The following is a 24,897-nucleotide window of genomic DNA, read 5'->3' on the forward strand; positions in this document are numbered from 1 at the left end:
CTTGGTGCACTGGCACTGCTACTGCTTTGGGCTGCACTGAGCAATCACTCACCTTTCTTGCTGGAGGCAACGATGAGCAGCAAAATATGGAAGCACTTGCAATGGCTGTTGCTGATCCCACCCATCGTGGCGGCCGCATTGCTTGGCGCACGCTGGCTGCATTCGTCCAAGCCTGTGCCCATCGCAAAGCCGCAAGTGCAGCAGGCTGTGCCAAGCGAGCAGGAAAAGCGGGAATATGTGATCGAGGTTATCGGCCTCGGCGTCACCCTGGACAAGTATCGTCAGGGCAAGCTGTGGGAAGCCCTGCAGAAGGGAAACGCCTATGCCAGCATCCGTGAACAGGACAAGGAAAAATATCCATGGGATGCCATGGAAAGATCCGGGATGTCGGGGGGGCGCAGTGGTGATGCGCTGGAAAATGGCGCAAAGTACATCCCCATGTATTTTGGTGTGCCCGTGTTTAACGCAGAACCACCGATCTTTAATTCACGCATGCTGGACCGCCCCGATGCGCCGGTAATAGGTTTGGCCGCTGGCGCCGCCCCCTCCGGCCTGCACTGGCATCTGTTCATTGCCGGCCCGCGCCGCTTCAGCGAGCATCCGGACCGTATCCTGGAAGACGTGTTTGCCTTTTTTGACGCCAACCCCGACGTACCCTACATCGTGCTCAATTCCGAAGACAGCACGCCCACGCGCGATCTGTACCGGCCCATTGATTCGCCATCACTGGTCAAGGACGGCCGCTACATCCCCGAAATGCCCGACGCCTCCGCTCTGTTCGTGCTGGCCCGACGCGAGCGCATCGACGCCGTGCGCAAGTTTGCGTATGAGGACGCTCCGCCTGAAGACAGCGTCGACGATTTGAATACTTTCGGCGTAGCGCGGCGGCTATACCTGGCTTACTACGAGTTGATGGGAACCGTGCCGCAGGCGCGCCTGGAAACTGATCCGACAGCCATCACCCGGCGCCAGCCCACCATCGCCGAATGGCTCCCCGTCGCCGCACAATTCGCGCAGCGCTCCGATATCCGCGGCACGGGCACGTTCAGCATGGTCGACAGGCTCCAGCACAAGACTTATCAGCCCCCAAAAGACTGGCAACCCACGCCTTGGTTTCCCCTGCCCTTCAACAAGGAGCAGCTGGCCCAGCTGGACCGCCTGCCGACCTTCGGCTTCATCCACCGGCCCACGTTCGTCAGGATGACGGATGAACACGGCAAGCCGTTCACGCGGCGCGACCAGCGCGAACAAGCCTTGCAGGCAGGCTGGCAGCAAGCCTTGCGCAGTTTGCCGGAAGCCGAGCGGCCCGCCGCGCCGGCGCGCCTGGTCGCCGCCACAGGCGGAAATCAGGCCCAACTGGTGACACTGCACAAGACCTTGCTGAGCCATGCGGAAGATGGCGGCATGGAACTCGACAGCGGCAATACGGCACAGTGGATCGACACGGACCAGCGCCTGGGCAACACGGGCGCGGCCACCCTGTTCGTGCAGATGGCCATAGCCGTGATGGGCAGCTACCGCGATGGCGGCGTCAGCGCGGTGGTGAATTTACGCAACCCGGACGAAGCGAGCATCGTGCTGGTCAGCCCGCCATCGGACGAAAAACGCCGGACGCAAAAACACCCGCACGGCGGCGATGTGCTGCGGCACTACGCCACGCCGGCCATCGACCCGGCGAATTATCCATCAAACTGATTATTTTCCCTGTACGGCAAGCTGCGCCAGCGCATTGCCCCGCACCTGGAACGCCACCCTTGCCACCGTCTTGCCGGCATCATCGACGAGGGCCAGCGCATGCTTGCCCGGCACGGGGCGCCAGCTGATGCTGTCAAGAGCCGCGCCCATATCCTTGCCGTCGAGCACCCAGCGCAAGGCATGGCTGCCCTGCGCCTGGAAGAACACGCGCTGCAGGGCGGGCGGGATGTCGGGGTCGATGGCGAGGATGCTGTCGTCGGCCGGATACACGATGGCGGCTGGCTTGACGGTGTCGCCCAATACGGCGATGACGGGGCTTTCCGTGCCGGCGATAAACCATTCGCGGCGCGGCGCTTCCAGCGCGGGCTGGTACGCCACCATTTGCTGCAGCACGCCTGGCGGGGCCTTCGGGGCGTGGCTGGGCACGTTCTTGTGCAGGTAATCCATCACGTCGCGCCACACGGGCGCGGCGCCCGTCACGCCCGACACGTCCCACATGGGCTTGCCATCGAAATTGCCCACCCACACGCCCACCGTGTAGCGCGCCGAGTAGCCCATGCACCAGTTGTCGCGCATGTCCTTGCTGGTGCCCGTCTTGACGGCGCTCCAGAAATTCGTCCCCAGCTCGTTGCGCAAGCCAAACGTCATGCTGCGCGCGGCGCGGTCGGCCAGGATATCGCCGACGATGAAGGCGGCGCCCGCTTCCATCACGCGGCGCCTGTCCTTGCCCGCCTGCCCCGGCTGCAGGCTGGCGGTGCTGTACAGCCCGCCATTGGCCAGCGCGCGGTAGGCGTTGGCCAGTTCCAGCAAGGTCACTTCGGATGAGCCCAGCGCCAGCGAGGGGCCGTAGTACTCGGCCGGTTCCGTCAGGCTGGACAGGCCCACGTCCTTCAGGCGGTTGTAAAAGCCGTCCTGCCCCGTCAGCAGCACCGTGCGCACGGCGGGAATGTTGAGCGAGCTGGCCAGGCTGGTGCGGGCGCTGACGTAACCCTTGAAATTGCGGTCGTAGTTTTGCGGCGCATACATGCCCGACGCCGTGGCGACGTCGAGCGGCGAGTCGTCCATGACGGAGGCGGCCGTCATCAGCCGGCGTTCGATGGCCAGTTCATACAGGAATGGTTTCAGGGTGGAACCGGCCTGGCGCAAGGCAGCCACGCCATCGACGTGGCTGCCGCCCGCGTTGCCGACATAGGCGAGAATGTCTCCGCTGCGGTTGTCGAGCACGATAATGGCGCCATCGTTGACATTGCGCTCGCGCAAGGAGGCAAGCTGCTGGCGCAGGTTTTCCTGCGCAAAGCGCTGCAGGGGGCCATCGAGGGTACTACGCACGGAGGCACCCGATTGCTTGAGCAGCTGCTGCGCCACTTGCGGCGCCGGCGCGAGGTCGGCGTACAGGGCCGTGCGCTGCAAGGCCGTCTGCACGCGCTGGCCGATCAGCTGGCAGCTGCTGTCCATGCGCCACTCCTTCGCCAGCGCACAGGCGCGGCGCGTGACGGTGGCCGGCGGCGCATTCGGTGCCCGCACCAGGCTGGCCAAAATGATGCCATCCGTCTGGTTCAGGCCCGACGGCGCCTTGCCGAACAGGCTGTACGAGGCGGAGGCGATGCCTTGCAGCTCGCCACGGAACGATACCAGGTTCAAATACGCTTCAAAAATCTGCGCCTTGCTCCAGCTGTCTTCGATGGCCTGGGCGGCACGCATCTGGTCCCATTTCTGGCGCAGGCTGCGTCCACCCGCTTGAGCCTGCAAGTCCGCATCAAGCTGGCCCGCCAGCTGCATGGTGATGGTCGAGGCGCCCCGGGGCTTTTTCGAAAACAGATTGTCCCAGGCGGCAGTGGCCAGCGCGGACACATCCACGCCGCCATGGCGCATGAAGCGCTGGTCTTCCGCCAGCAGCACGGCTTGCTGCACGGCCGGTGAAATATCGGCCAGCGGCACCCATGGCAAGCGCCGCACCTTCATGTCCACGCGCAACGATTGCAGGGGCGCGCCGCTGCGGTCCAGCAACTGCGCTTCCGAGCTGCGGTAGGCGGCTTGCACCTGGGCCGGCGTCAATATCGCTTCAGCGAAGACCGGGCCGGACAGCAGGCAGCCCATCAGTAAAACAAACCCTTTCACTGCCCCACCTTCACATTCACGTTCGGCGACTCGCCAAACATTTCGGGCGAATACATGGCTTCGATGCGCGTGGCCGGCAAGCTGAAATCGCCCGCATTGTTCAGGCGCACCGTGTATTCCACGCTCCACGTGCCCTTCGGCACGAAGGCGTAGTAGGCGCGGAAAGCATCAAACGCCCGTTCTTCGAACGTGGGCCAGACCCAGCCTGTGGATTTCTCGCCGGCCGTCAGCAGCTGCGAATCGCGGCCCAGGCCATTGCCCAGCACGGTGGCGCTGGCGGGAATCGGATCATCGACCACCACCCAGCTCATGTCCGCCTGCGCCGACAAATCCAGGCGCACGCGGTAGACATCGCCGCGCGACCATTGACCCGTGGTTTTCTGTTCCACTGGCGTAATGGTTTTCTTGATCGTGTAACCGCTGGAGACGGGCGCCTTGAGCGGGATGGCCGCCAGGCTTTGCACGGTGGCCCACGGTTTGCCCGTGCCGCTGTGCGCCAGACCCAGGCTATCCGTGCCCTTCGGCCACACCTGCAGCACGGGGCCGACTTTCGCCGCGCCATTCCACACGAGCGCTTGCGTATCGCCGCCCAGCTTGACGGCGCTGGCGCCCGTCACGGGTGTCGACTCGAACTTGGCCGAGAACTTATTGATGGCCAGCGTGCCCCAGGCGTTGGCCACCGTGGTATCCCAGCGGCCCTTTTTCTGGCGGCCCATGCTGCCGCGCACCAGGCGGCCGATGTCGTCTTTCCACGCCGGGTCATCCATCACGGCCAGCAACAAGCGGTTGGCGTTGACGTCGCCGGAGACCATCAGCCACCACCAGTTATCCTTGCGCTCGGTGGAAAAGCCCATGGTCGTGCCCTGGAAGTTCAAACGGCTGCGCAGGATCTGCTGCGCCTCGGCCAGCAGCGCATCGCGGCGCGCCAGGCTTGGCGTGCGTTGCAGCAACAAGCTCCAGTCGATGACGGCGGACGTGGGCCACAGGTTCGGGCTGATGCTGATGCTCTCCAGCGCATCGGGCGGCACTTTATTGGAACGCGACAGCGCCTCCAGCGCGGCCAGCTTGCGCACGGCCAGGTCGGTCGTGGCCAGCGCGGAACGGCGCACGATGCGCCCCTGCACGAAAGCCGTCAAGGCTGCTTCCATGCGGTTCTTCGTCTGCTCGGGAATCGCGTAGCCCGCTTCCCTGGTGGCCGACAGCACGTAGGCTGTCAGGCTGTCGCTGCCCTGCTCCATGATGGGAAAATATTTCAGCAAGCCGTCGCTGTCCAGGTAGGCGGGCAGGCTGGCGGCCAGCTTGTTCCACGCCTCCTGGTCTTGCAGGGCAATGGCCTTCGACGTGTTTTGCTCGAAGCAGGTGTACGGGTAGGCGGCCATGTACTCGCGCACACCGGGCAGCTCGCCGCCCAGCCTGGCGACAAAGCTGGTCTGGATGCCGCCCCGGCCCGGCAAGGCGCCGGCCGGCATTTGCACGGACATATTGATGGGTTTGTCGATCTGCTGCAAGGTGGCTTGATACGTGCGCACGGGCGTCGCCTGGCCTACCTTTTGCGTGATTTTCAGTTTATCCGTGTGGCTACCGGCCTTGGCGCTGATGTCCCACACGACCGTTTGCGCGCCGAGCGGCACCTGGTAATCCCAGCCCACTTCGCGCGCTTCACCCGCCGCCAAGCTCAAGCTCTGGTGCGGCAAGGTCTTGCCGGCCGCCGTGGCATTGAGGTCCACGTTCAAGGATGCTGCCGACGTGTTGCGCACGGTAAAGCCCGCGCGCAGCTGGTCGCCTTCGCGCACGAGGGTCGGCAAGCCCGACATCAAAATCAAGTCTTGCGAGCTGCGGATGTCCGTGCTGCCCGTGCCAAACAATTCCTTGCCGGCACTGGCAATCGCAACGATGCGGAATCCCGTCAAGGCATCGTTGAGCGGCACTTGCACCGTCGCTTCGCCCTTGGCATCGAGTTTGACCGTGCCCTTCCAGAACAGCAGGGTGTCGAACAGTTCGCGGCTGGCGCCCTTGCCGCCGCCACCGCCAGCCGGGAAGGCCTTGCGGCCGAAATGGCGCTTGCCGATCACCTGCATCTGCGCCGTCGCCGTTTCCACCTGCAGGCTGCGCTGCGCCATCATGGTATCGAGCAATTTCCAGCTATCGTTGGGCATCAGCTCCAGCAGCCCCGTGTCGACGGCCGCCAGCGCCACTTCCGCGCCGGCCGGCAGCGGTTTGCCATCGGCGCGGCGCACGCGCACGGATACTTCCGCCTTGTCGCGCGTTTTATACACTTCCTTGTCGGACACCACCATGACGTTCAGCTCATGCGCCTGCCACCCGACGTTCAGCGGTGCGATGCCCATCTTGTAGGCCGGCTTGCCCAGGTCGACCAGGGCCGTCGGCTGCACGCCATCGACCCTGCCCCGCACGACAAACACGGACACATATACATTCGGCGCGTAATCCGCTTTGACCGGGATACTCACCACTGGTTCCCGGCCATTGAGCTGGCGCACATAGGTGTCGAGGATGCCTTCGCGCTCGACCGTGATCAGCGCCGTGCCCGAACGGAACGGCATGCGCACCTGCAAGCTCGCTTCCTGGCCCGGTTCATAGCGTTTCTTTTCCGGCAATACGTCGATGCGGTCATTGTCGCTGGCGTTGAACCACCAGTCGCCGCTGCCGGCCACCCAGGTTTCGCGGTTGGCGACCGCCGCGTTGCCGGCTGCATCCTGCGTGCGGGCGCGCAAAATCAGATTGCCGCTGGCGGGCGCCTTCACGTCGCAGATCAGCAAGCCCTTGTTGTCCGTCTTGCCCGAGCAAGCCGGGCCCAGCTTGACGACTTCGCTGCTGTTTTCATACGCATAGAAGCCGCCGATCAGGCGCCGGCGGTGCGAGTAACTGTTGCGCTGGAAGAAATCGACGGCAACGGGGGCATTCGCCACGGGCTTGCCATTGGTACCGAGCACGGCCACCGTGAACTTGAAGGCATCCTTGCTCAAGGCCCAGGCGTCGGGCTTGATGCCGATCACGACATTCGATGGCCACAGCGGCACTCTCGTGGCCACCGATGCCGTCTCGCCATTTGCGTCCTGGAAAGCCATTTCCGCCACCAGGTCGCGCGGCGTGGACAGCTGCGGCAACTGGTCGATGACGATGCGCGCGCCACCGGCCTTGTCGAGACTCAAGCTTTGCGTGCGCGCGGCCGTGGCGCCGGCGCCGGCCACGCCATGGCCTTCGTCCTGCCATTCCCCTTCATCGTCGTCGTATCCGGTGCCCTGTTTCACAAGACCTTCCTTCACGTCGCCATTGCTGAAGCTATAGTCGGGATAATCGGCGAACGTTACGCTCTTGTCTTGCAGCACCGTGCGCAACTTGACGGGCGCGTTGGTGGCCGCGCCGCCGGCCAGGTAGGTGATTTGCGCATCCAGGGCCAGCTGTTTTACCTGCACGGCGGGTGCCTTTGGCCCCTGCAGCACGGCTTTCATGGTCGGCACGCGGAACGCTTCCACGCGGAAACTGCCGGACGGGCGGCCAGCCATCGTCACGCTATATTCGCCCTGCTTGGCGTCGGCGGGAATGAGCCAGTCGTTTTCCGCCGTGCCGCTGGCGGACCAGCGCAGTGGCAATTGATAGTTCTGGTCGCTGCCCTGGTGCGTGATGACGACGGAGGTGGCGCTGCCGGGACCGTTATTCTTGTCGACCAGGCTCATGCCTTCGGCCGTGTGCTTGCGAATGAAATGCTTCATGTGCACGGTTTCGCCCGCGCGCAGCAGGGTGCGGTCAAATACCGTGGCCAGCAAGGTGTTGTCGGCGCGCGTGTCGTCCGTAGGTAAATTAAAACGCCAGGCTTCGATGCCGCCCACCCAGTCCGACAGGGTGAACGTCATGTCGCCGCCGCTGCGCGCACTGATAAAGTAGCGGCCATTGTTCTTGCAGCTGGAATTGGCCAGCTCGCCGGTGATGTGCGCCACGCCGTCCGCGCCCGTGGCGCCTTGCCACAGCAGCTTGCCGGCGCAGTCGCGCACGGCCACTTGCGCTTTCGCAACAGGCGCGCCCTTGTCCAGCGAGGTCACCCACACCAGCGACGATTGCGCGCCGTGCTTGAAGTGGGCCGCCAGATTCGTCACCAGCGCGGCCGTGCGGATGTACGCCGTCGTCGGTTTGCCCAGCAGCACCTTGCCGAGGATGGGGCTGGCCAGTTCGACCACATAAAAGCCCGGTTTTTGCAACGGGATGCCGATCACTTCAAAGGTTTGCTTGCCATCGGGACGCGGCAGGCTGATGGGACGCGTACCGGCCGCGCCCGCCAGCACGGATTTGCTCATGTTGCCAGCATACTGGGCGTACGGTTGCCAGTATTCGCCGCCGTCGCCATTGCCGGCCAGGCGCTGCATCCACTCGATGATGAACTTGTCGTCATTGTCGGGCACGCGCAATGTGGCGCCCGTGGCGGCCGCTGGCTGGGCGACTTCCTTGCCCGACAGCACGGGTTCGATATTGCGCACCGTCACGGGCAGCAAGCCGTCGCCCCTGGCTTCGATGATGCCGAACGGGGCCGGGAACTTCAACAGCGGCGGCTGTTCGCCCGTGCGCACCGTCATGGGAAAGCGCGCGCGGTTGAGCAAGGCGCGGCCCGCGTCATCCGTCAGCTTCGACGGCAGGTTCAGCACAAAACTGGCTTGCACGGGGAAGGGGCCATTGAAGGTGGCGCCATACAGGAATTCCGCCTTTTCTTCGTCTTTTGAAATCGTCGGCGCATACGTCTTGCCGCCGCCCTTCAGGGTCATGGCGCGCACCTGCGCCGCGCTCACGGGCGCGGAAAACTGCACGCGCATGGGCAGGAAGGGGATGCACTGTTCCTTCGGGTTGCTGCGCTCGCAGCTGAATTTGGCCGTGAAATCGGGCCGCGTCTTGTACTGCAGGGTTTGCGCCTTGTCCGTGGCGATGCCGCTGGCGCTGGCGATGCCCTCGCCCCACACGAGCGAGACCTTGGCGTTGGCGGGGAAGCTGCGTTTGCATTGCAGCACGGCGACGGGCAGCGGCGGCGCGCCCTTGCTGGCGACGGGCATGCCCACTTTCCAGACCGTACCCCGCTTCTTGAAGTAGACAGTCAGATAGCGGTCGAGGAAGCTCTTGCGCAAAGTTAATACCTGCTCCAGTTCCTTGCCTTTGAACAGACGTACGGGAATCTTTTCATTGATGCCATCGGCGCGGCAATACGCGTTCGCGGCCACGCTGGCCTCGTTCGGCGCGGCATCGAGGCCCAGCACGAAGATCTGGTTTTCATCGATGTACGGCTGGCCGTCATACGGTACGGCCTCGACGATGGCCGGGCCGCCCGTGGAAAATCGGTACGACGCCGTTCCCTGCAAAGGCTTGCCTGCCAGGTCCTTCAACCCCGCTTTCAAGGTAAAGCTGCAGGCCACGCCGGCGGGCAAGTCGCGCTCGAAATCAAAGTTCCAGTTGCGCTCGTCGGCCCAGCGCCCCGCGCCCGCCACGACGCCAGGCTCGGCCTTGCCGCAATCGATGGCGAACGGCGCGGGCAAGCCCATGTCGCCGAACGGCACCATCGGCGTGGCGAACTGGGCCCGCACCTGGCGCACGGCCTTGACCGTGCCGCTCGGTGAAAACAGGGCCACGCCGCTATCGGCCCAGGCCGGCATAGCCAGGCCCAGCGACAACAGCAAACCCAGCGGGCCCAGTTTGCCAGACAGCGGGGAAGAAAAAACACGGGACAGGTCAGGCACGGGTAACTCCTTGATGAAAGTGGCGGAGCTGGCTGCGGCGCGCAAAAGTTGCCTGGAGGAAGCCAGACAAGGCAAGCGGACGCGGCAGGAATACAACATCAATGTAATATTAGTTGTCAAGCTCATCATTGCTACTAATATACAGTGGCATGCCAGTAACAAGTCGTACGATTGCCGCCCCTCGCGGCGCCCGGAAGTGGGCGTGATTGCAAAACTTTACCGAGGCGAATTAGTTTTTTTCAACAGCAAAGTATTTGTCGTGAATTCGCAACACCATTGATATACCACAATGCTTTGTGCGCCAACGCACCGACTGCTTGAACCTGCAACCGTATTCTCTACTCCAACAGCAGTGCATTTATCGCAAGAAAGCGCACCTGGAATTGTTGTCTATCTCTAGCAGAGCATGTCTGGCAGTTGTCGCATTGATGCAGCAGAGAAAATCTCTTATCAACGTTGGGAGTTACTTGTGAATAATCTAAAAAAAATCGCCGTTGCCGCCGCAGTACTGTGCTCCGCCCTCGGCGCACAGGCCCAGGAAATCAATCCCTCCTGGTACATTCAACCTAGCATCAACGCACTCAAGCCAGATTCCGACTTTGCCACGGATAAAACCGGCTATGGCGCAGGCTTGCGTTTCGGCAAACCTGTTTCCCCGGACTGGGATATCCAGCTGGGCACCACGTACGCCCGCTCCAAGGATGGCGGTCAACGCTACCAGCAAAATACGCTGGGCGTAGACGGCCTGTACATGTTCTCGCGTAAAGCCTTCCGTCCCTTCCTGCTGGTCGGTGCCGGCATGCAGCGCGACAAGGACACCAGCTTCGCCTTCGGTGAACGCTCGAAGAGTTCGCCATACGCCAGCGTGGGTCTGGGCTTCCAGTCCAGCATTACGGATCAATTGTCCCTCCAGGCTGACGTACGCAATGTGCACGGTTTCCTGCGCGGCAATACCTTCGACCCTAGCAGCAAGGCCAACAACTACTACGTCACCGTGGGCCTGAACTTCGCGTTCGACAAACCGCCTGCACCACCGCCACCGCCGCCGCCAGTGCGCGAAGAAGTCGTCGTGGTCGTGCCGCCGCCACCACCGCCACCACCGCCACGCTTTGAAAAAGTGACGATGGCGGCAACAGAACTGTTCGCGTTCGACAGCGCCAAGCTGGGTCCGACACAGACCAAGCTCGACGAAATCGCCCGCGTGCTGAACGCTGCACCGGACGTCAACAACGTCGTCATCAGTGGTTATGCCGACCGCATCGGTTCGCCCAAGTACAACCTGAAACTGTCGCAGCAGCGCGCTGATGCGGTCAAGGAATACCTGGTCGCCCATGGTGTGGCCGCCAACCGCCTGACGGCCGAAGGCAAGGGTTCCACCAATCCTGTCGTCACCTGCGATAACAAGAAGCGTGCCGACCTGATCAAGTGCCTGGAACCAAACCGCCGCGTTGAAGTGGAACAAATCACCATCGAACGCCGCGTGCAGTAAACTCAACAGTGGTACGCCACTTGTGAATAAAAAAAGGGGCTCGCGCCCCTTTTTTGCATTGAAAGTCATCATGAATTTTTCTACCCGTTATCCCAGACTGGCCAGCATTGCGCCATTCGGCAAGCAGATGCGCAGTGTCATCGTCTGTTCCGTCACCGAATGGCTGGAACACCGCGCCTCGAGCAAGGGCGCCGCCCTCGCCTATTACACCCTGTTTTCCATCGCCCCCATCCTCGTGCTGGTGATTGCCATCGCTGGCTTTTTCTATGGTCCGGCCGCCGCGCGCGGCGAGCTGATGGGGCAATTGCAGGGCTTGCTGGGCACGCAAGGTGCCGAAGCCATCCAGCTGGTGCTGGCCGGCGCGAAGAACCATGAGCAGGGCCGCATCGCCACCCTCATCGCCAGCGCCCTGCTGCTGTTTGGCGCCACCAGCGTGTTTGCAGAACTGAAAGCCAGTCTCGATGAAATCTGGCAAGTACCACCGCTGAAGGAAGCGGGCGCCTGGGACATGTTGCGCACGCGTTTGCTGTCCTTCGGCCTGGTGCTGGTACTGGCCTTCCTGCTGATGGTGTCGCTGGTGGTGAACGCCGCCATGGCCATCCTCGCCAACTTCTGGGAAGGCGTGTGGAAAGACACGGCCGTGCTGTTTACCATTTTGTCGAACCTGATCGGCTTTGCCGTCATCGCCAGCCTGTTCGCCGTCATCTATAAAATGCTGCCGCGCGTACGCCTGTCCTGGCGCGACGTGCTGATCGGCGCCATGGGCACGGCCTTCATGTTTTCGCTGGGAAAATATGCGATTGGCGTGTATATCGGCAATAGCGGCGTGGCCAGCAGCTATGGCGCGGCCGGTTCGCTGGTGGCCCTGCTGCTGTGGGTGTATTACTCGGCGCAAATCTTCTTCCTGGGCGCCGAATTCACGCGCCAGTTCGCCCTGCAACTGGGCAGCATGAAGGATATGCCGAAGACAGACGATGGCGATGTGCAAGTCAAGATATTGAAACGCCACCAGTCCTGAGCAGACTGACGCATGTCAAAACGGCGCCCGCGGGCGCCGTTTGCATTTTAGAGACTACTCGCCCAGCAGCTCGGCCACCACTTCCATGCCTTGCACGCGCTCGGCCACCACCTTCACCATGACGATGATGGGCACGCCCAGCAACAAGCCCCAGACGCCCCACAACCAGCCCCAGAACAGCAGGCTGATGAACACGGCCGTGGGATTCATGCGGGCGATGCGTCCCGTCATCCAGGTAGTGACAAAGGTGCCCACCAGGGTGGCGATGGCCATCGACGTGCCCGTCACCAGCAAGACCATTTGCAGCGATTCGAACTGCAAAAAGGCGACCAAACCCGTGGCGATGGTGATAAGCAGCGGGCCGAAATACGGCATGATGTGCAGCAAGCCGGCCACGATGGCCCAGGCGCCCGCGTTTTCCAGGCCGATCACGCGCAAGGCGATCCACATCATGGCGGCCAGCAAGACATTCGTGACAAGCAGCATGAACATATAGTTCTGGATCGAGGTATTGATGTCTTCCAGGATGTGCACGGTGACCTTCTTGCGGCTCAGCGACGGTCCCGTCAGCTTGACGAGCTTGCGCTTGAAAGTGTCGCCCGACAGCAGCAGGAAAAACACGAGGAAGATGACCATGGTCGCCTGGCTGAGAAAGCCCACCAGGCCAAGCGAACCGGCCCAGACCCAGTCCATGATCTTGAAGTTGGGCGCCTCGGCGGCGGCGCGGCGGTTGTTGCGGCGCGCTTCGGCGCCGGCGGCCACTTGCTCGATTGCATTGGCCACGGCCTGCATCTTCTGGAAGGTGCTGTTCTTGCCACCCGTGTTCTCGGCGATCAGCCGCGACAGTTTCTGTGTGGCGGCCGGCAACTCCTCCACGATGGATTCGAATTCGCCCTGCACGCGGTCGACCACGACGACGGAACCGAACAGTATCAGGGCCGTGACGATGGTGGTGCCGATGGCGCGCGGCAGGCGCAGCTTTTCCAGCCAGGCGACGACGGGATTGAGGGTATAGGCAATGAAAATGCCGAAGATGACGGGAATGAGGAATTTCTGCGCCCACTGCAACGCATAGATGAAGCTGACGGTGGCGATGATGCCCAAGGCCAGGCCGCGCGCATTGACATGCAGCGGCAGGCGCAAGGATGCGTCCAGGTGCTCCCCGGGCGCGCCGGGAGGTGGCCCGGCAGGCTCGGTGGAGGCAGCCGCCACCGGCTCGGGCGGGGTATCTGTAGGCTGGATATGCATGCGATTCCCGCGACGGTCGGTGGAGGGCCGCAGCGCCAGCCGTAGGGCTGGGCGCTGCCGCAGGTCAGGCCATTACTTGACGCGGATGTCGTTTTTCACCGACTTCACGCCCTTGACGCCACGGGTAATTTCGCCCGCTTTGGCGGCATCGGCTGGCTGGGCTACGAAGCCGCTCAGCTGAACCACGCCCTTGAAGGTTTCAACGTTGATTTCCGTCGATTTCAGGGTAGGCTCATTGAAGATGCTGGCTTTCACTTTGGTGGTGATGGCCGCGTCGTCCAGGTACTCGCCCGTACCTTCTTTGGTTGGGGTGGAAGCGCAACCTGCAACGGCGAACAGGGAAGCGACGAACAGGCCAGTAGCGATAGATTTAGTGAATTTCATGGTTTTTTCCTTAGGAGTGGTCAATCAATGTGCTCACAATGAGCTTCTTATACCAGTGTGGTGACTGCGCGCCGGATGGCGCTCAGTAGCCAAACTGGGTTTTTGCAGCCTTGATACAGTCATCCTTGGCTGCGCCGGCCAATGCATCGCATTTTTCTGTCGCGACCTTGTACTCGGCTTTTCTCTTTGCTTCACGCGCATCGCTGCGCGCTTCGATGACTTTCTTGTCTGCCTTGGCGTCGGCCAGGGCCGCCACCTTGGTGGACTTGGCCAGCTTGACGCAGACATCTTTGTCGTTGCCCGTCAGCGCATTGCAGCGGGCCAGATCGACGTCGTAGTTAGCATCGGCAATCTTGATGCGCGCCTTGGTGTAGGCACGCAGGGTATTCGTATATTGCGCCTGAGCAACTGCTTCATCGTAGGCGCGCACGGCCTTCGCTTCGGCGATGCAGACATCCTTCGGGTTGCCCGTGATTTTTTCGCACTCGGCATGCGCCAGCTTGTAATTCAGGCCAGCCTGTTCATTGGCTGCCTTGTAGGCTGCTTTCGCTTCCGGCGTGGCGGCCACTGCCTGACCGCCCCAGGCGGCGCATGCCAGGCTGACGACGATGGCGGTGAAGAGCTTATTCTTGTTCATGTTGTATTTCTCCCTGGTGGTGACAAGCATGTCTGCTTGGCATGACTACCGTTTTACGTGGATCGCCGCCGCTCTTCTGTACGCTGCCGTACACAAGTAATTTATTTTGAACGCGGAAGGCAGACAGGGAGAAATAACAACGTTTTGGTGGATCGCTCCAGCCCAGAATGCCAGTTCGACAGCAAATAAGTGCGTGCGGCAGCGTACAGACCAAGGACAGGGGCGTGACTAAGATGGCACTACACCCTCACCTCGTCAGGAGAATAAAATGAAAACCAACGCCACCTTGGCTGCACTGATGCTCGCCGCCACCGCCGTACTCAGTGGTTGCGCCACCGGCCCTACCCAGTCACAACAATATTACCCGGCCAACCAGCCTGAGTCCGCCATGTACGGCACCGTCGACTCCATCCAGATCGTGCAAGGCGGCGGACAGACCAGCGGCGCCGGCGCCGTGGTCGGCGGCATTGCCGGCGCCCTGCTGGGCAATACCATCGGCTCGGGCGGCGGACGCACGGCCGCCACCGTGGCGGGCGCCGTCGCCGGCGGCGTGGTCGGCAACCAGGTGGAAGGCCGCAGGCAGCAAGCGCAGGCTTACCAGATCAGCGTGCGCCTCGACAACGGCGAATACCGCACCGTGGTGCAGGACAGCGCGAATGATTTGCGCCCGGGCAACCGCGTGCGCGTCGTTGACGGCCGCGTCTACCGCTATTAATTTTCGGCGGAGCTTGCCAGCAAGCGTCCGCCATCCCGCATGCATCGTACGATAACAAGGAGTTGCCATGGGCACCATCATTCTGATCATCTTGATCCTCGCCCTGGTCGGCGTCCTGCCTACCTGGCCGCATAGCCGCAACTGGGGTTACGGCCCCAGCGGCATCGCCGGCCTGGTCGTCGTGATACTGATCCTGCTATTACTGACGGGCAGGTTGTAGAAAAAGGCGCCGCGGCGCCTTTTTTATTTGAAGGAGGAAATATCATGACTATCCACAACACACTCTTGGCCACCCTGTTCGCCTGCAGCCTGGCGCCACTGGCACTGGCCCAGACGGCCACGCCGCAGCCGGGCGACCCGCAACGCTGGTACCAGGAAGACAGCACGGCGCAAGCCCAGCTGCGCACCCTGCGCAAGGAAATCGCCGCGGCCCTGGCCGAGGCCAAAAAAGCTTGCCGCCTGGAACCATCTGCCACGCGGGCCACTTGCCTGAAGGATGCGCAAGATACGTACCGCCAAGACATGGCGAACGCGGAAAAACTGCGTGTAGCGGCGCATCCGCAGCCATAAACCGTTCTCTCCAACGCCGCCTGATCAGGCGGCGTCGCGCTCGTAGGGTGGCAGTTCGTGCACCACCAGCGGCGTGTCTTCCGTGACAAAAGCCAGCCAGCCGGCCGCCTTGATGGCGCGCAGGGCATCCTGGTAGCCCTGCTCCCAGCGCCACTCGATGGAGCCCCTGGAAAAATTGATGTCCTTGGCCGCCATGTGCCAGTCGCGCCCCGCGTACGGCAGGCGCACGATGTGCATGGTGCTGTCGCAGCCCAGCGCTACCAGTTCTTCCGTCTGCTGCCGGTTGTGTGCGTCGTCGGGCAGCTTGGCGTACAGTTCGCGCAATTTGTGCTGCAAGGTATGCGTGTTGACGTAATCTTCGATATGCCGCTTCGAGCGCGAGGCAAAGGTAACGTCCTTTTGTCGCGTCTGCACTTCATCGAGGGTGGTCGGTTCCGGGCCTTCCGAACTCCATAAATCCACCATGAAGACCAGCGTGTCGACGTGGGGCGTGTCGTCGAGCACGGTTTCCAGCGGCGTGTTTGAGTACAGGCCGCCATCCCAGTACAGGTCGCCATCGACGCGCACACCGGCAAAACCGGGCGGCAAGGCGCCACTGGCGCGGATATGCTCGGCCGTCAGCGGCTGCTGCTGGCTGTCGAAACTGGTGAGGCTGCCACATTTGACGCGCAGCGCGTTGACCGTCAGGCGCATGCCGCCCGGCTGATTCAGGTAATCGAAATCGACCAGTTCATCGAGGGTGCTGGCCAGCTCGCTCGTGTCGTAATAGCTGGCCTCTTCCGGCTTGACGGCGATTCCTGCCGGGAACAGGCTGAACGAACGCGGCTTGAAAAAGCCGGGCACGCCGCGCAGCACCGTATCGAGCGTGGCCAGCCAGATGTTCGAGCGGCGCTGCTGGTCCGAGACGAGGTTCATGTCGATGCTGTCGCGGTGCGCCACGCGCTGCCAGAACTGTTTCAGGCGCACCAGCCTGTCCTCGTGCTTGTTGCCGGCCAAAATGGCGGCATTGATGGCGCCGATCGAGGTACCCACCACCCAGTCGGGCGCCAGGCCATGTTCATGCAACGCGTGGTAGACGCCGGCCTGATAGGCGCCCAGTGCACCGCCACCCTGCAATACCAGCACGATGCGCAGGCGCGAGGGATTTAACTGATTGATCGGTGTCGTCGAATTCGTCATCAAGATGGCCCCTCTGTCCACCGCGCGGAATGCGGCGTAAATCATTGTAAGGGATTGCGTCAGTGCGTGTCGGACCTTGGGTGCAGGCAAAAAAAACGCCGTCAATGACGGCGTTCCTGTGCAACATGGCTGGCGTTCAGCGCTTGCGGCGCAGCCAGCTGGCGGCAACGGCCGCCACGGCCACGAGGACCAGGGCCGGCTTGACCAGCTTCTTGCGTCCGATGAACGATAGCGCCGTCAGCACGTAGGGCATGGCGCCTTGCAAACGCATGCCGCCCGGCGCCAGCAAGGACTCGACGCGGTGACCGGCAAAGCCGACCGCCGTCTCGACCACGCCCTGCAGCAGCGATTCGGGACGCAATGCATAACCCACGTTGGCGCGCGCATGCACGATGCCGACGCGATACATTTCACCTTGGGCGATCAGCAGGCGCTTGCGGGCGGCTTGCGCCGCCAGTTTGTCGTTTTCCGACATGAATTCTCCTCGTAAGGCCGCTTACATCAGCATGTCGCGGTCGGCCTTCAATTCCGCCATGGTGGCGGGCATGGACAACTTTCCTTGACGCAGCATGGCGCGCGCATACATGACCAGCGCGATGGCCAGCAGTACGAACACGACCGTCATGATCGCCAGGATCTTCCAGCCCAGGCTATCCCAGGCCAGGAAAACGATCAGCACGCTGCCGTAAGCGATGGCAAACAAGCCCGCCACCGTCGCCAGCGCGAAAATGACCACCAGCTGCAGCATGTGATTGCGCACTTCCGACAGTTCGATGGTGGCCAGTTCCAGCCGCGACAACATCAGTCCGACGGCGTTCTTGGCCAGGCCGGCGACCGAGCCGATCAATCCCGGCCCCTGGTGAGACGAAGCAGACTTGTCCATATCGCTCCTGACAGTGGATTACTTGCGGCCCAGGATGAAGCCGACCAGCACGCCGACGCCAGCGGCGACGGCCACCGTGCGCCATGGGTTTTCCTTGACATAACCGTCCGCCTGGGAGGCGAGTTGCTTGGTGGCAACGATGGCCGATGCTTGCGCTTCGTGCGCCTTGGCCAAGGCGGCGTCCAGGGTTTTCATACCCTTGACGCGCACTTCATCGGCTTTTTCGCCGGTCAGGGCGGCAGCGGCGCTGAACAGGGCTTGCGCATCCTTGACCAGGGTTTTGACATCGTTATTGACGGTGGTGATATTGTTTTCCAACATGGTTTAGCTCCTTAGCTGTGGATGAATGTAGTTACTATACCTACTTTACTCAAAAACACTATTCCATTAGATCGCGCATATCATCGGCGTGCTCTTCTTCGACAGCCATGATTTTGATCAACAAATGGCGTGTGGTCGGGTCTTTGTCGCCAATTTTCACGATCATCTGGCGATACGACTCGATCGCCACCCGTTCCGCGATCAGATTGGCACGCACCATGCTTTGCACGTCTTCGGAGTCATCATACTCGGCATGGCTACGTGCAAGCAATGTTGCAGGATTAAAATCTGGCTTGCCATTCAATTGCACGATGCGTTCGGCCAGCCAGTCGGCGTGTTCCTGCTCCTGCTGCGCGTGTTCCAGGAACTCGGCCTTGATGCTGCCATTGTCGCGCCCGCTCACGGTGTAGTAATGGCGTTTGTAGCGCGCAATACACACCAGTTCGGTGGCCAGCGCCCCATTCAGCAGAGCGATCAACTCCTGGCGGTCGCCCTGGTAGCCGGCCGTCACGGCGCCGTCGCCCAGGTTTTTGGCGGCCGCGCGGATGGAGGCCGTATCGATGCCAGCTGGAATCTCAACAGATGTTAGGGTCATGATGTTTCCTTTCAAGTCTTGCATGGGTATCCACCGGCCAAGCTTCGGCCGGTGCTGCCTTTCTACTTCCGCGCCAGGCGGCGCGGCTTATCGGCGGGCGGGAATCGCGGTGTTATCTTCCGACAGGACGATTTCCACCCGGCGATTCAGCTGGCGGTTCGCCGCGCTGTCATTGCCGGCGGCCGGGTAGGCGGCGCCATAGCCTTTCGTGGCGATGCGGTCACGGCCGATGCCTTGTTCCAGCAGCGCATTGCGCACGGATTCGGCGCGGCGTTGCGACAATTCCAGGTTATGCGCGGAGCCGCCCGTGCTATCCGTAAAGCCTTCGATCAGCACGGTGCGCTGCGGGTTGTTTTTCAGTACGTCGGCCAGCTTGCGCGCCGTATTCGTGCCATCGGCCGTCAGGTTTGCCTTGTCCGTGCCAAACAGCACGTCACCCAGGGTGATGACCATGCCCCGTTCGGTTTTCTTGGCGGCCAGGTCGGCCAGCTGCGCTTCGAGTCCGGCGGCGCGGGCTTGCGCATCGCGGGCCGACGCTTCAGCCGCTTGCGCCTGGGCCTTGGCCGCTTCCGCATCCGCTTGCGCCGACTGGGCGCGGGCCGTGGCCTGGTCAGCCTGCTGCGTGCGCGCATCGAGGCGCAACTGGTCGCGCTGCTTGCCCGCGTTGGCGATGTCGGCTTCCGCTGCCTTCTGTTTGGCTATCTCTTGTGCCGTAGCAATTTTTTGCTTGGCCAGATAGGCCAGCTTGTCGACCTTTTCGCTGTCATCCTGGCGCGTGGCGGCCGCGTTCGCCGCTTCCAGCGCAGCGCTTGCTTCGCGGAATTCGCGTGGCGCATAGGTCGACACGAGCGGGTTCGATTGCGCCGCCATGTAGTCGCCGCGCGTCTGGTCGAGCAGGCTGGTGGTGGTCGGTGCGGAGCTGCAGGCGGCAACTAAAGCGGCCATGGCCAGCAGGCCGGGAATCGTGGTGTAGGTAGCTTTTTTCATGATGGAATCCTGTTATCAGTTATTGTTGTTGCTTATTGTTTTGGAGCTTGCTGATTGGCACGATCGAGTTCTTCGCGCATGACGCGGATGTTCTCGTTGATTTCATCGGCGGCGCTGGTGGCCTTGGCCGAGTTGGCCTTGCTTTGCGCCAGCTTGGCATCGGCTTGCGCCTGGTCGGCCAGGTCGCGCGCCAGTTTGTAGTCGCGGTCTTTCAAGGCTTGGTTAGCCATGCGCATTTTTTCGCGGGCCGAACGCATTTCGTCGGGTGCAAGGTCGGCGGCGCCAGCGCTGGCGGCGTTATCGACGGCGGCGCGCGACACGGCGACATCGGCCGTGGCCGGCGTTTTCAGGCTGGAGCAACCCGTCATCAGCACGACGGCGGTGGCGCAAGCGGCCAAAGCGGCCAATGGGAACATCTTGAAATCTCGGTTTGTCATTTTTTTTCTCCTGGAGAGTGTTAAGCGGTAGGGTTCAACGTCGGTACATCTGGAATCAGGAACTGCGTTTGATGTATGACGTTATAGGCTCCGGCTCCCCGCATATCCGTTCGGTGCCGCACATAGAGTAAGAAATCGACAATACTTGCATGGGCAACGTGCGCCAGCGCACGTGCACGCCTGCAAAACCTGAAACGGGACCGGTTTTGTAGCGATTCCTGTAGCATCGTGTCTACTTGTCCAGAAAGAATCAGCTTATGCCGCTCTCCCGCCGCCAGAAAATCGCCCTCGCCAGTGCCACCGTACTCATCGCATTACCCGTCGTCGCCGCCGTCGCCCTGTTCAATATGGACTGGAACCGCGCCAAGCCCTGGCTCAATGCGCGCGCCAGCGAAGCGCTGGGCCGGCCGTTTGCGATTGCGGGCGACCTGTCGCTGACATGGCAGCAGCCAAGCACTGCGGGGCAACAAAGCTGGCGCACCTGGCTGCCGTGGCCGCACTTGCAGGCGAAGGACGTGCGCCTGGGCAACCCGAGCGCCATGGCAGGAACGGATGAGCCGGCGCAGCTGGCCAGCGTGAGCCAGCTGGCGTTCTCGCTCAATCCGCTGGCCCTGCTGGACAAGAAAATCATCATTCCGCAATTGCGCTTCGACACGCCGCAGGTGCGCTTGCTGCGCAACAAGGATGGCAAGAACAACTGGACCTTCGACAAGCAGGAGCAGCCGTCGCCGTGGCAGCTGGAACTGCAAAGCGTGGTATTCAGCAAGGGCAGCGTGACCCTGGACGATGCCGTCACGCACACCGCCATGCGCGCCGATGTCGACACCATCGCGGACGATGCGCGCTACGGCATCGCCTGGAAGCTGTCGGGCACCTACCGCGGCGAAAGCATCCAGGGCGGCGGCAAGGCGGGCGGCGTGCTGTCGCTGCAGCAGCAAGGCACGCCCTTCCCCATCCAGGCCGACATGCGCGCAAGCGGCAGCAGCGTGGCCATCGAAGGCACGCTGACGCGCCCGGCGGACCTGGCCGCGCTCGATGTGCGCCTGAAAATATCCGGGCCCAGCATGGCGCGCCTGTATCCATTGACGGGCGTGCTGCTGCCGGAAACGCCGCATTTCAGTACGGAAGGCCATTTGACGGGCACGCTGGCGCCGCGCGGCGGCGAATGGGTCTACGACAAGTTCAGCGGCAAGGTGGGTTCCAGCGACATCAGTGGCAAGCTGGCTTTTTCCGCCAGCACGCCGCGCAAGCGCCTGACGGGCGAGGTGCACTCGCGCCTGCTGCAATTTTCCGACCTGGGCCCGCTGGTGGGCGCCGATTCCAGCGCCAGCAAGAAGGAACGGGGCGTCCCGTCGACGCAGCCGGCCGGCCGCGTGCTGCCGGTGGAAACCTTCAAGACGGAGCGCTGGACCAGCCTGGACGCCGACGTGCGCTACACGGCCGATAAAATCACGCGCGACGCCGAGCTGCCAATCAGCAAGCTCGACACGCATGTGGTGCTGACGGACGGCGTGCTGTCCCTGACGCCGCTCAACTTCAACGTGGCGGGCGGCACCCTGACGTCGCAGATCAGGCTCGACGGCAGCGGCAAGGTCATCGCCAACGGCATCGCGGCCGAACTCAAGGCCAGCGCCCGCCATCTGCACATCCAGCAACTGTTTCCCCGCCTGCCGGGCCTGCAAGCGAGCGTGGGCGAAATCAATGGCGACGCTTCGCTGTCGGCCACGGGCAATTCCGTCGCCAGCCTGCTGGGCAGTTCAAACGGCGAAGTGCGCGCGCTGATCGACCGGGGCAGCATCAGCAAGCTGCTGCTGGAAGAAATGGGCTTGAATATCGGCAGCATCGTGCTGACCAAACTGGTGGGCGACAAGCAGGTCAAGCTGAACTGCATGGCCGCCGATTTCGTCGTCACCAAGGGCTTGATGCGCACGCGCCAGTTCCTCGTCGACACGGACGATGCCGTACTGCATGTCGACGGCACGGTGAACCTGGCCAATGAGCAGCTGGACCTGACATTGCAGCCGGACAGCAAGGGCTTGCGCATCTTTTCGCTGCGCTCGCCCCTGTATGTGCAGGGCACCTTCAGCAAGCCCGACGTGAGCGTCGACAAGGGCGTGCTGGCCCTGCGCGCTGGCGGCGCCCTGGCGCTGGCCGTGGTGGCGCCCGTGGCGGCGCTGCTGCCGCTGGTGAATGCCGGTCCCGGCGAGAACAGCGAATGCGCCGCCCTGCTGGCCCAGGCGCGCGTGAAACCGGTGGCGCCGAAACCGGGCAAGACACCGCGCAAAAACCGGTGAGTCACACTTGGCCGTGCACGATTACAATTGTTACAGCCCTATGTGCGTTGCCGAACAGACCCTGCCTTGTCACAATCCTATTCTGTGATCGTGCCTGAAACACCAAGACGTGGCGATACGAAATTCCACCGGCCCCCTGCCAGGCCGGCGCCACGAGGTCCGAATTCATAGGAGAACTATCATGCAAATCATTAAAAAAATCGCCGCTACCACTTCCGTTGCCGCTCTGCTGCTGAGCTTGACCGCTTGCGCCAACATGTCGGGCCAGGATAAAAACACGGCCATCGGCGCCGGCATCGGCGCGGTTGCCGGCTCCGTGCTGACCGGTGGCAGCGCTGTCGGCGCAGTCGGCGGCGCCGCAGTCGGCGGCGTGATCGGTAACCAGGTCAAGCCGAAGTAATTGGCGCTCAAGAAAGCGGGGTGGGTGCCCAGGCGCCCACCCCGCTTTTTTGCGTCCGCGGCACGAGGATGAGGAAAATCAGACGAAGACGTTGGCCATGCCGATGGCGCCGCTGTCCTTGACCAGCGCGTAGCAACGGCAGGAAACGGCTTCCAGGCCGGCCGAATCGAGGATTTCGATATTACCGCGGCTGTAGGTAATCAGTTTTTGCTGCTGCAGCGCGCTGGCCGCCTTGGTTACGCCGACCCGTCGCACGCCCAGGGTATGGGCGAGGAATTCATGCGTCAGGTGAAATTTTTCCGACTGCAGGCGGTCGCGCGTGATCAGCAGCGAACGGGCCAGGCGTGCCTCGAGCACGTGAAAGCGGCTGCACACGGCAATCTGGATGGCTTGCGCCAGCAAGGTGTCCGTGTAGCGGTACAGCAGGCGCTGCAGGGAATCGAGCTGGGCGAACTCGGCGCAGAACTCGGCCCGCCCGATGCGGCTGGCCGTACCGGAACGTTGCACCACGGCCCGCACTTGCGCCAGGTCATGGCCCAGCGCGACGGAAGCGCCCAGCACGCCTTCGCGGCCGACGGACCCCACTTCCAGGGTCATGCGGCCTTCCGCCACGGCCAGCAGCGAGATCAGGCAGTCGCCGGGGAAATAGACGTGACCGATAGGCTGGCCCGGTTCGTACAGCACCTCGCCTACCTCGACCGTGACGCTCTCGAACAGCGCCGTCAGGTGCCGCAAGTCGTGCTCGGGCAGGCTGGCCAGCAAACGGTTACCGGCATCAAGCGCGCCCGCAGGCGTGCCCAAGCCGGATCGGCCTGCATCGCGGGACAGGGTCATGCTGGCGTTCATTGGTGGCATTGCTTTTCCTTGGTGTCGTTACAACTCGACATAATTTTTACTTAGCCTACGGCGCAGTACCGTGCCTGTATGTACGGTGACGCACGGAAGCGGGGCACGCGGCACAGCACACTGGCTGCATGCACGGATAACACGCACTACCCATTTCATTATTTCAAAAAAACCAAGGAGCTCTCCATGACCACCACCAAATCCCTCCATCCGCTGGTGCTTGCCGCCGCCGTCGCCGTCCTGCTGTTTTGCGGCGTGGGCACGGCGGCCCTGATGGGCTGGCTGCCCTCGTCCCAGCGCGATGCCCAGCCACTGGCGGCCAGCACCTCGGCCGAACAGCTGGCCAGCTTGCAGGCGAACCAGCCGCAAGCGAACTTGCAGCCTGCCGGCGCGCAAGCGCTGGCTGCCCTGCCGCCGCAGCAACAGCCGCAACCCGTGCGCCAGCCGCAGCCACAGCAACAACCACAGCAACAATATGCGGCAGCCCCGGCGCCGCAGGTGTGCGGCAATTGCGGCGTGATCGAAGCCATCCATGAAGTCAATACGCGCGCCGAAGGCAGCGGCGTGGGCGCGGCCGGCGGCGCCGTCGTTGGCGGCTTGCTGGGCAACCAGGTAGGCGGCGGCCACGGCAAGCAGTTGGCCACCGTGCTGGGCGCCGTTGGCGGCGCCGTCGCCGGTAACCAGATCGAAGGCAGCGTGCGCGCCACGCGCAGCTACAACATCGTCGTGCGCCTGGATAACGGCAAGACGCGCACCGTGCACCAGAGCGCCGCGCCGAACTGGCGCCAGGGCGACCGCGTGCGCGTCGTCAACGGCGGCTTGCGCGCCATGGGCTAAGCGGCCGCCAGCCGGCGTTTAAACCGAACACACGCCCGGCCTGTCCGGGCGTTTTCTTTTTAGCAATGTTCGTTGGCGTACAGATGAGTTTCCCGTCCCGCGAGATGATGCACTCAGAAAAGTTCAACGAATATCTTCAAGGAGCTGCGATGGAAAACGACAAGGCAGGAAGTAAGCGGATCTGGCTCGGCTTTATCGGGGCCGGCATCCTGGCCACCGCGCTGGGCTTCTGCGCGCTGGACCTGACGCCATTGCAAGCGAGCGCACCCGTGTTCGGCGTGATGCTGCTGCTGACGGGCGGCATGGTCAGTTGCCTGGCGGGCGCCGTCGGCATGGCCGGCATGCTGGCCTGGATACCTGGCATGGCAGATGACCGCGCTGACCGGTCCCGATAGTTGATCCTTGTGTACGACAGCGTACAGAACGCAATCGAAACAAAGTAGACACTCAGTCATGGCATCAGCGTTCAGCGACCCAATCGCCGCGCAATGACAAAAAACCGATGACGG

24 protein-coding genes are annotated in these 24,897 nt (G+C 62.7%); 11 read left to right on the plus strand and 13 right to left on the minus strand.

Annotation, left to right across the window (positions count from 1 at the left end; translation table 11 throughout):
• Positions 1 to 72 precede the first annotated feature (72 nt).
• Positions 73 to 1,695 carry a DUF2875 family protein gene (locus O0882_RS20890; protein ID WP_289951077.1) on the plus strand — a complete coding sequence of 541 codons (1,623 nt, stop codon included), beginning with the start codon at positions 73 to 75 and terminating at the stop codon, positions 1,693 to 1,695.
• Here O0882_RS20890 and pbpC read toward each other — a convergent pair whose 3' ends face one another.
• Entirely contained in the window at positions 1,696 to 3,792 is a 2,097-nt protein-coding gene (gene pbpC, locus O0882_RS20895) for a penicillin-binding protein 1C (protein ID WP_289951243.1), read from the minus strand.
• Positions 3,793 to 3,809: 17 nt separating this feature from the next.
• Entirely contained in the window at positions 3,810 to 9,548 is a 5,739-nt protein-coding gene (locus tag O0882_RS20900; RefSeq protein WP_289951079.1) for an MG2 domain-containing protein, read from the minus strand.
• 10 nt (positions 9,549 to 9,558) lie between these two features.
• Here O0882_RS20900 and O0882_RS20905 point away from each other — a divergent pair, with 10 nt between their 5' ends.
• The 3 genes from O0882_RS20905 to O0882_RS20915 all read left to right on the plus strand — a co-directional run bounded on the left by O0882_RS20905 (position 9,559) and on the right by O0882_RS20915 (position 12,055).
• A complete protein-coding gene (locus tag O0882_RS20905) occupies positions 9,559 to 9,828 on the plus strand; it encodes a hypothetical protein (protein WP_289951081.1) in 270 nt (89 codons plus the stop codon).
• A 189-nt stretch (positions 9,829 to 10,017) separates the two neighbouring features.
• Positions 10,018 to 11,037, plus strand: coding sequence for an OmpA family protein (locus tag O0882_RS20910; RefSeq protein WP_289951083.1), 1,020 nt, complete (start codon positions 10,018 to 10,020; stop codon positions 11,035 to 11,037).
• 70 nt (positions 11,038 to 11,107) lie between these two features.
• Positions 11,108 to 12,055: a YihY/virulence factor BrkB family protein gene (locus O0882_RS20915; protein WP_289951085.1), complete on the plus strand. Its 948-nt coding sequence runs from the start codon at positions 11,108 to 11,110 to the stop codon at positions 12,053 to 12,055.
• A gap of 54 nt (positions 12,056 to 12,109) precedes the next feature.
• Here O0882_RS20915 and O0882_RS20920 read toward each other — a convergent pair whose 3' ends face one another.
• The 3 genes from O0882_RS20920 to O0882_RS20930 form a co-directional block, all read right to left on the minus strand.
• Complete coding sequence (locus O0882_RS20920; protein WP_289951245.1) at positions 12,110 to 13,198, minus strand: AI-2E family transporter; 1,089 nt, start codon at positions 13,196 to 13,198, stop codon at positions 12,110 to 12,112.
• A 177-nt stretch (positions 13,199 to 13,375) separates the two neighbouring features.
• Positions 13,376 to 13,687 (minus strand): BON domain-containing protein, encoded by a 312-nt coding sequence (locus O0882_RS20925; protein ID WP_289951087.1) that lies wholly within the window; start codon positions 13,685 to 13,687, stop codon positions 13,376 to 13,378.
• A gap of 82 nt (positions 13,688 to 13,769) precedes the next feature.
• A complete protein-coding gene (locus tag O0882_RS20930; protein ID WP_071078642.1) occupies positions 13,770 to 14,324 on the minus strand; it encodes a hypothetical protein in 555 nt (184 codons plus the stop codon).
• Between the two features lie 268 nt (positions 14,325 to 14,592).
• Between O0882_RS20930 and O0882_RS20935 the strand changes: the two genes are divergently transcribed.
• The 3 genes from O0882_RS20935 (at position 14,593) to O0882_RS20945 (ending at position 15,609) form a co-directional block, all read left to right on the plus strand.
• Positions 14,593 to 15,039: a glycine zipper 2TM domain-containing protein gene (locus tag O0882_RS20935; protein ID WP_096234578.1), complete on the plus strand. Its 447-nt coding sequence runs from the start codon at positions 14,593 to 14,595 to the stop codon at positions 15,037 to 15,039.
• A 67-nt stretch (positions 15,040 to 15,106) separates the two neighbouring features.
• The gene (locus tag O0882_RS20940) at positions 15,107 to 15,259 is read left to right on the plus strand and encodes a DUF3309 family protein (protein ID WP_010396415.1); all 153 of its coding nucleotides are present in this window, start codon (positions 15,107 to 15,109) and stop codon (positions 15,257 to 15,259) included.
• A 44-nt stretch (positions 15,260 to 15,303) separates the two neighbouring features.
• Positions 15,304 to 15,609 (plus strand): hypothetical protein, encoded by a 306-nt coding sequence (locus tag O0882_RS20945; RefSeq protein WP_289951090.1) that lies wholly within the window; start codon positions 15,304 to 15,306, stop codon positions 15,607 to 15,609.
• A gap of 24 nt (positions 15,610 to 15,633) precedes the next feature.
• Here O0882_RS20945 and O0882_RS20950 read toward each other — a convergent pair whose 3' ends face one another.
• The 7 genes from O0882_RS20950 to O0882_RS20980 form a co-directional block, all read right to left on the minus strand.
• Complete coding sequence (locus O0882_RS20950; protein ID WP_289951092.1) at positions 15,634 to 16,788, minus strand: patatin-like phospholipase family protein; 1,155 nt, start codon at positions 16,786 to 16,788, stop codon at positions 15,634 to 15,636.
• A gap of 136 nt (positions 16,789 to 16,924) precedes the next feature.
• On the minus strand, positions 16,925 to 17,263 hold the full coding sequence (locus tag O0882_RS20955) for a hypothetical protein (protein WP_071078646.1): 339 nt from the start codon (positions 17,261 to 17,263) through the stop codon (positions 16,925 to 16,927).
• 21 nt (positions 17,264 to 17,284) lie between these two features.
• Positions 17,285 to 17,671 carry a phage holin family protein gene (locus O0882_RS20960; protein ID WP_070224915.1) on the minus strand — a complete coding sequence of 129 codons (387 nt, stop codon included), beginning with the start codon at positions 17,669 to 17,671 and terminating at the stop codon, positions 17,285 to 17,287.
• Between the two features lie 18 nt (positions 17,672 to 17,689).
• Positions 17,690 to 17,992, minus strand: coding sequence for a DUF883 family protein (locus tag O0882_RS20965; RefSeq protein WP_034786336.1), 303 nt, complete (start codon positions 17,990 to 17,992; stop codon positions 17,690 to 17,692).
• 58 nt (positions 17,993 to 18,050) lie between these two features.
• The gene (locus O0882_RS20970; protein ID WP_289951101.1) at positions 18,051 to 18,587 is read right to left on the minus strand and encodes a ferritin-like domain-containing protein; all 537 of its coding nucleotides are present in this window, start codon (positions 18,585 to 18,587) and stop codon (positions 18,051 to 18,053) included.
• Positions 18,588 to 18,674: 87 nt separating this feature from the next.
• Positions 18,675 to 19,574 carry an OmpA family protein gene (locus O0882_RS20975; protein WP_289951102.1) on the minus strand — a complete coding sequence of 300 codons (900 nt, stop codon included), beginning with the start codon at positions 19,572 to 19,574 and terminating at the stop codon, positions 18,675 to 18,677.
• Positions 19,575 to 19,606: 32 nt separating this feature from the next.
• Complete coding sequence (locus tag O0882_RS20980; RefSeq protein ID WP_289951103.1) at positions 19,607 to 20,011, minus strand: DUF4398 domain-containing protein; 405 nt, start codon at positions 20,009 to 20,011, stop codon at positions 19,607 to 19,609.
• 257 nt (positions 20,012 to 20,268) lie between these two features.
• On the opposite strand from O0882_RS20980, the gene O0882_RS20985 reads away from it, so the two are divergent.
• Together O0882_RS20985 and O0882_RS20990 are read left to right on the plus strand one after the other, a co-directional pair.
• Positions 20,269 to 22,305, plus strand: coding sequence for an AsmA family protein (locus tag O0882_RS20985; RefSeq protein WP_289951104.1), 2,037 nt, complete (start codon positions 20,269 to 20,271; stop codon positions 22,303 to 22,305).
• A 181-nt stretch (positions 22,306 to 22,486) separates the two neighbouring features.
• Positions 22,487 to 22,705 carry a glycine zipper 2TM domain-containing protein gene (locus tag O0882_RS20990; RefSeq protein WP_010396384.1) on the plus strand — a complete coding sequence of 73 codons (219 nt, stop codon included), beginning with the start codon at positions 22,487 to 22,489 and terminating at the stop codon, positions 22,703 to 22,705.
• A 78-nt stretch (positions 22,706 to 22,783) separates the two neighbouring features.
• On the opposite strand, the gene O0882_RS20995 is transcribed toward O0882_RS20990, so the two are convergent.
• Positions 22,784 to 23,560 carry a Crp/Fnr family transcriptional regulator gene (locus O0882_RS20995; protein ID WP_289951106.1) on the minus strand — a complete coding sequence of 259 codons (777 nt, stop codon included), beginning with the start codon at positions 23,558 to 23,560 and terminating at the stop codon, positions 22,784 to 22,786.
• Between the two features lie 177 nt (positions 23,561 to 23,737).
• On the opposite strand from O0882_RS20995, the gene O0882_RS21000 reads away from it, so the two are divergent.
• Together O0882_RS21000 and O0882_RS21005 are read left to right on the plus strand one after the other, a co-directional pair.
• Positions 23,738 to 24,388 (plus strand): glycine zipper 2TM domain-containing protein, encoded by a 651-nt coding sequence (locus O0882_RS21000; protein WP_289951109.1) that lies wholly within the window; start codon positions 23,738 to 23,740, stop codon positions 24,386 to 24,388.
• Between the two features lie 83 nt (positions 24,389 to 24,471).
• Complete coding sequence (locus O0882_RS21005) at positions 24,472 to 24,783, plus strand: hypothetical protein (protein WP_289951112.1); 312 nt, start codon at positions 24,472 to 24,474, stop codon at positions 24,781 to 24,783.
• The last annotated feature ends 114 nt before the right edge of the window (positions 24,784 to 24,897 follow it).

It is taken from the genome of Janthinobacterium sp. SUN073 (assembly GCF_030397665.1).
Lineage (GTDB): Bacteria > Pseudomonadota > Gammaproteobacteria > Burkholderiales > Burkholderiaceae_D > Janthinobacterium.

Bases quoted from the DNA above. Each gene is read 5' to 3' on its own strand.
- O0882_RS20995 (WP_289951106.1), bottom strand. From the start codon at position 23,560: ATGCCACCAATGAACGCCAGCATGACCCTGTCCCGCGATGCAGGCCGA.
- O0882_RS20990 (WP_010396384.1), top strand. From the start codon at position 22,487: ATGCAAATCATTAAAAAAATCGCCGCTACCACTTCCGTTGCCGCTCTG.
- O0882_RS20915 (WP_289951085.1), top strand. From the start codon at position 11,108: ATGAATTTTTCTACCCGTTATCCCAGACTGGCCAGCATTGCGCCATTC.
- O0882_RS20940 (WP_010396415.1), top strand. From the start codon at position 15,107: ATGGGCACCATCATTCTGATCATCTTGATCCTCGCCCTGGTCGGCGTC.
- O0882_RS20890 (WP_289951077.1), top strand. From the start codon at position 73: ATGAGCAGCAAAATATGGAAGCACTTGCAATGGCTGTTGCTGATCCCA.
- O0882_RS21005 (WP_289951112.1), top strand. From the start codon at position 24,472: ATGAGTTTCCCGTCCCGCGAGATGATGCACTCAGAAAAGTTCAACGAA.
- O0882_RS20930 (WP_071078642.1), bottom strand. From the start codon at position 14,324: ATGAACAAGAATAAGCTCTTCACCGCCATCGTCGTCAGCCTGGCATGC.
- O0882_RS20935 (WP_096234578.1), top strand. From the start codon at position 14,593: ATGAAAACCAACGCCACCTTGGCTGCACTGATGCTCGCCGCCACCGCC.
- O0882_RS20970 (WP_289951101.1), bottom strand. From the start codon at position 18,587: ATGACCCTAACATCTGTTGAGATTCCAGCTGGCATCGATACGGCCTCC.
- pbpC (WP_289951243.1), bottom strand. From the start codon at position 3,792: ATGGGCTGCCTGCTGTCCGGCCCGGTCTTCGCTGAAGCGATATTGACG.
- O0882_RS20960 (WP_070224915.1), bottom strand. From the start codon at position 17,671: ATGGACAAGTCTGCTTCGTCTCACCAGGGGCCGGGATTGATCGGCTCG.
- O0882_RS20945 (WP_289951090.1), top strand. From the start codon at position 15,304: ATGACTATCCACAACACACTCTTGGCCACCCTGTTCGCCTGCAGCCTG.
- O0882_RS20925 (WP_289951087.1), bottom strand. From the start codon at position 13,687: ATGAAATTCACTAAATCTATCGCTACTGGCCTGTTCGTCGCTTCCCTG.
- O0882_RS20955 (WP_071078646.1), bottom strand. From the start codon at position 17,263: ATGTCGGAAAACGACAAACTGGCGGCGCAAGCCGCCCGCAAGCGCCTG.
- O0882_RS20985 (WP_289951104.1), top strand. From the start codon at position 20,269: ATGCCGCTCTCCCGCCGCCAGAAAATCGCCCTCGCCAGTGCCACCGTA.
- O0882_RS20950 (WP_289951092.1), bottom strand. From the start codon at position 16,788: ATGACGAATTCGACGACACCGATCAATCAGTTAAATCCCTCGCGCCTG.
- O0882_RS20965 (WP_034786336.1), bottom strand. From the start codon at position 17,992: ATGTTGGAAAACAATATCACCACCGTCAATAACGATGTCAAAACCCTG.
- O0882_RS20980 (WP_289951103.1), bottom strand. From the start codon at position 20,011: ATGACAAACCGAGATTTCAAGATGTTCCCATTGGCCGCTTTGGCCGCT.
- O0882_RS20975 (WP_289951102.1), bottom strand. From the start codon at position 19,574: ATGAAAAAAGCTACCTACACCACGATTCCCGGCCTGCTGGCCATGGCC.
- O0882_RS21000 (WP_289951109.1), top strand. From the start codon at position 23,738: ATGACCACCACCAAATCCCTCCATCCGCTGGTGCTTGCCGCCGCCGTC.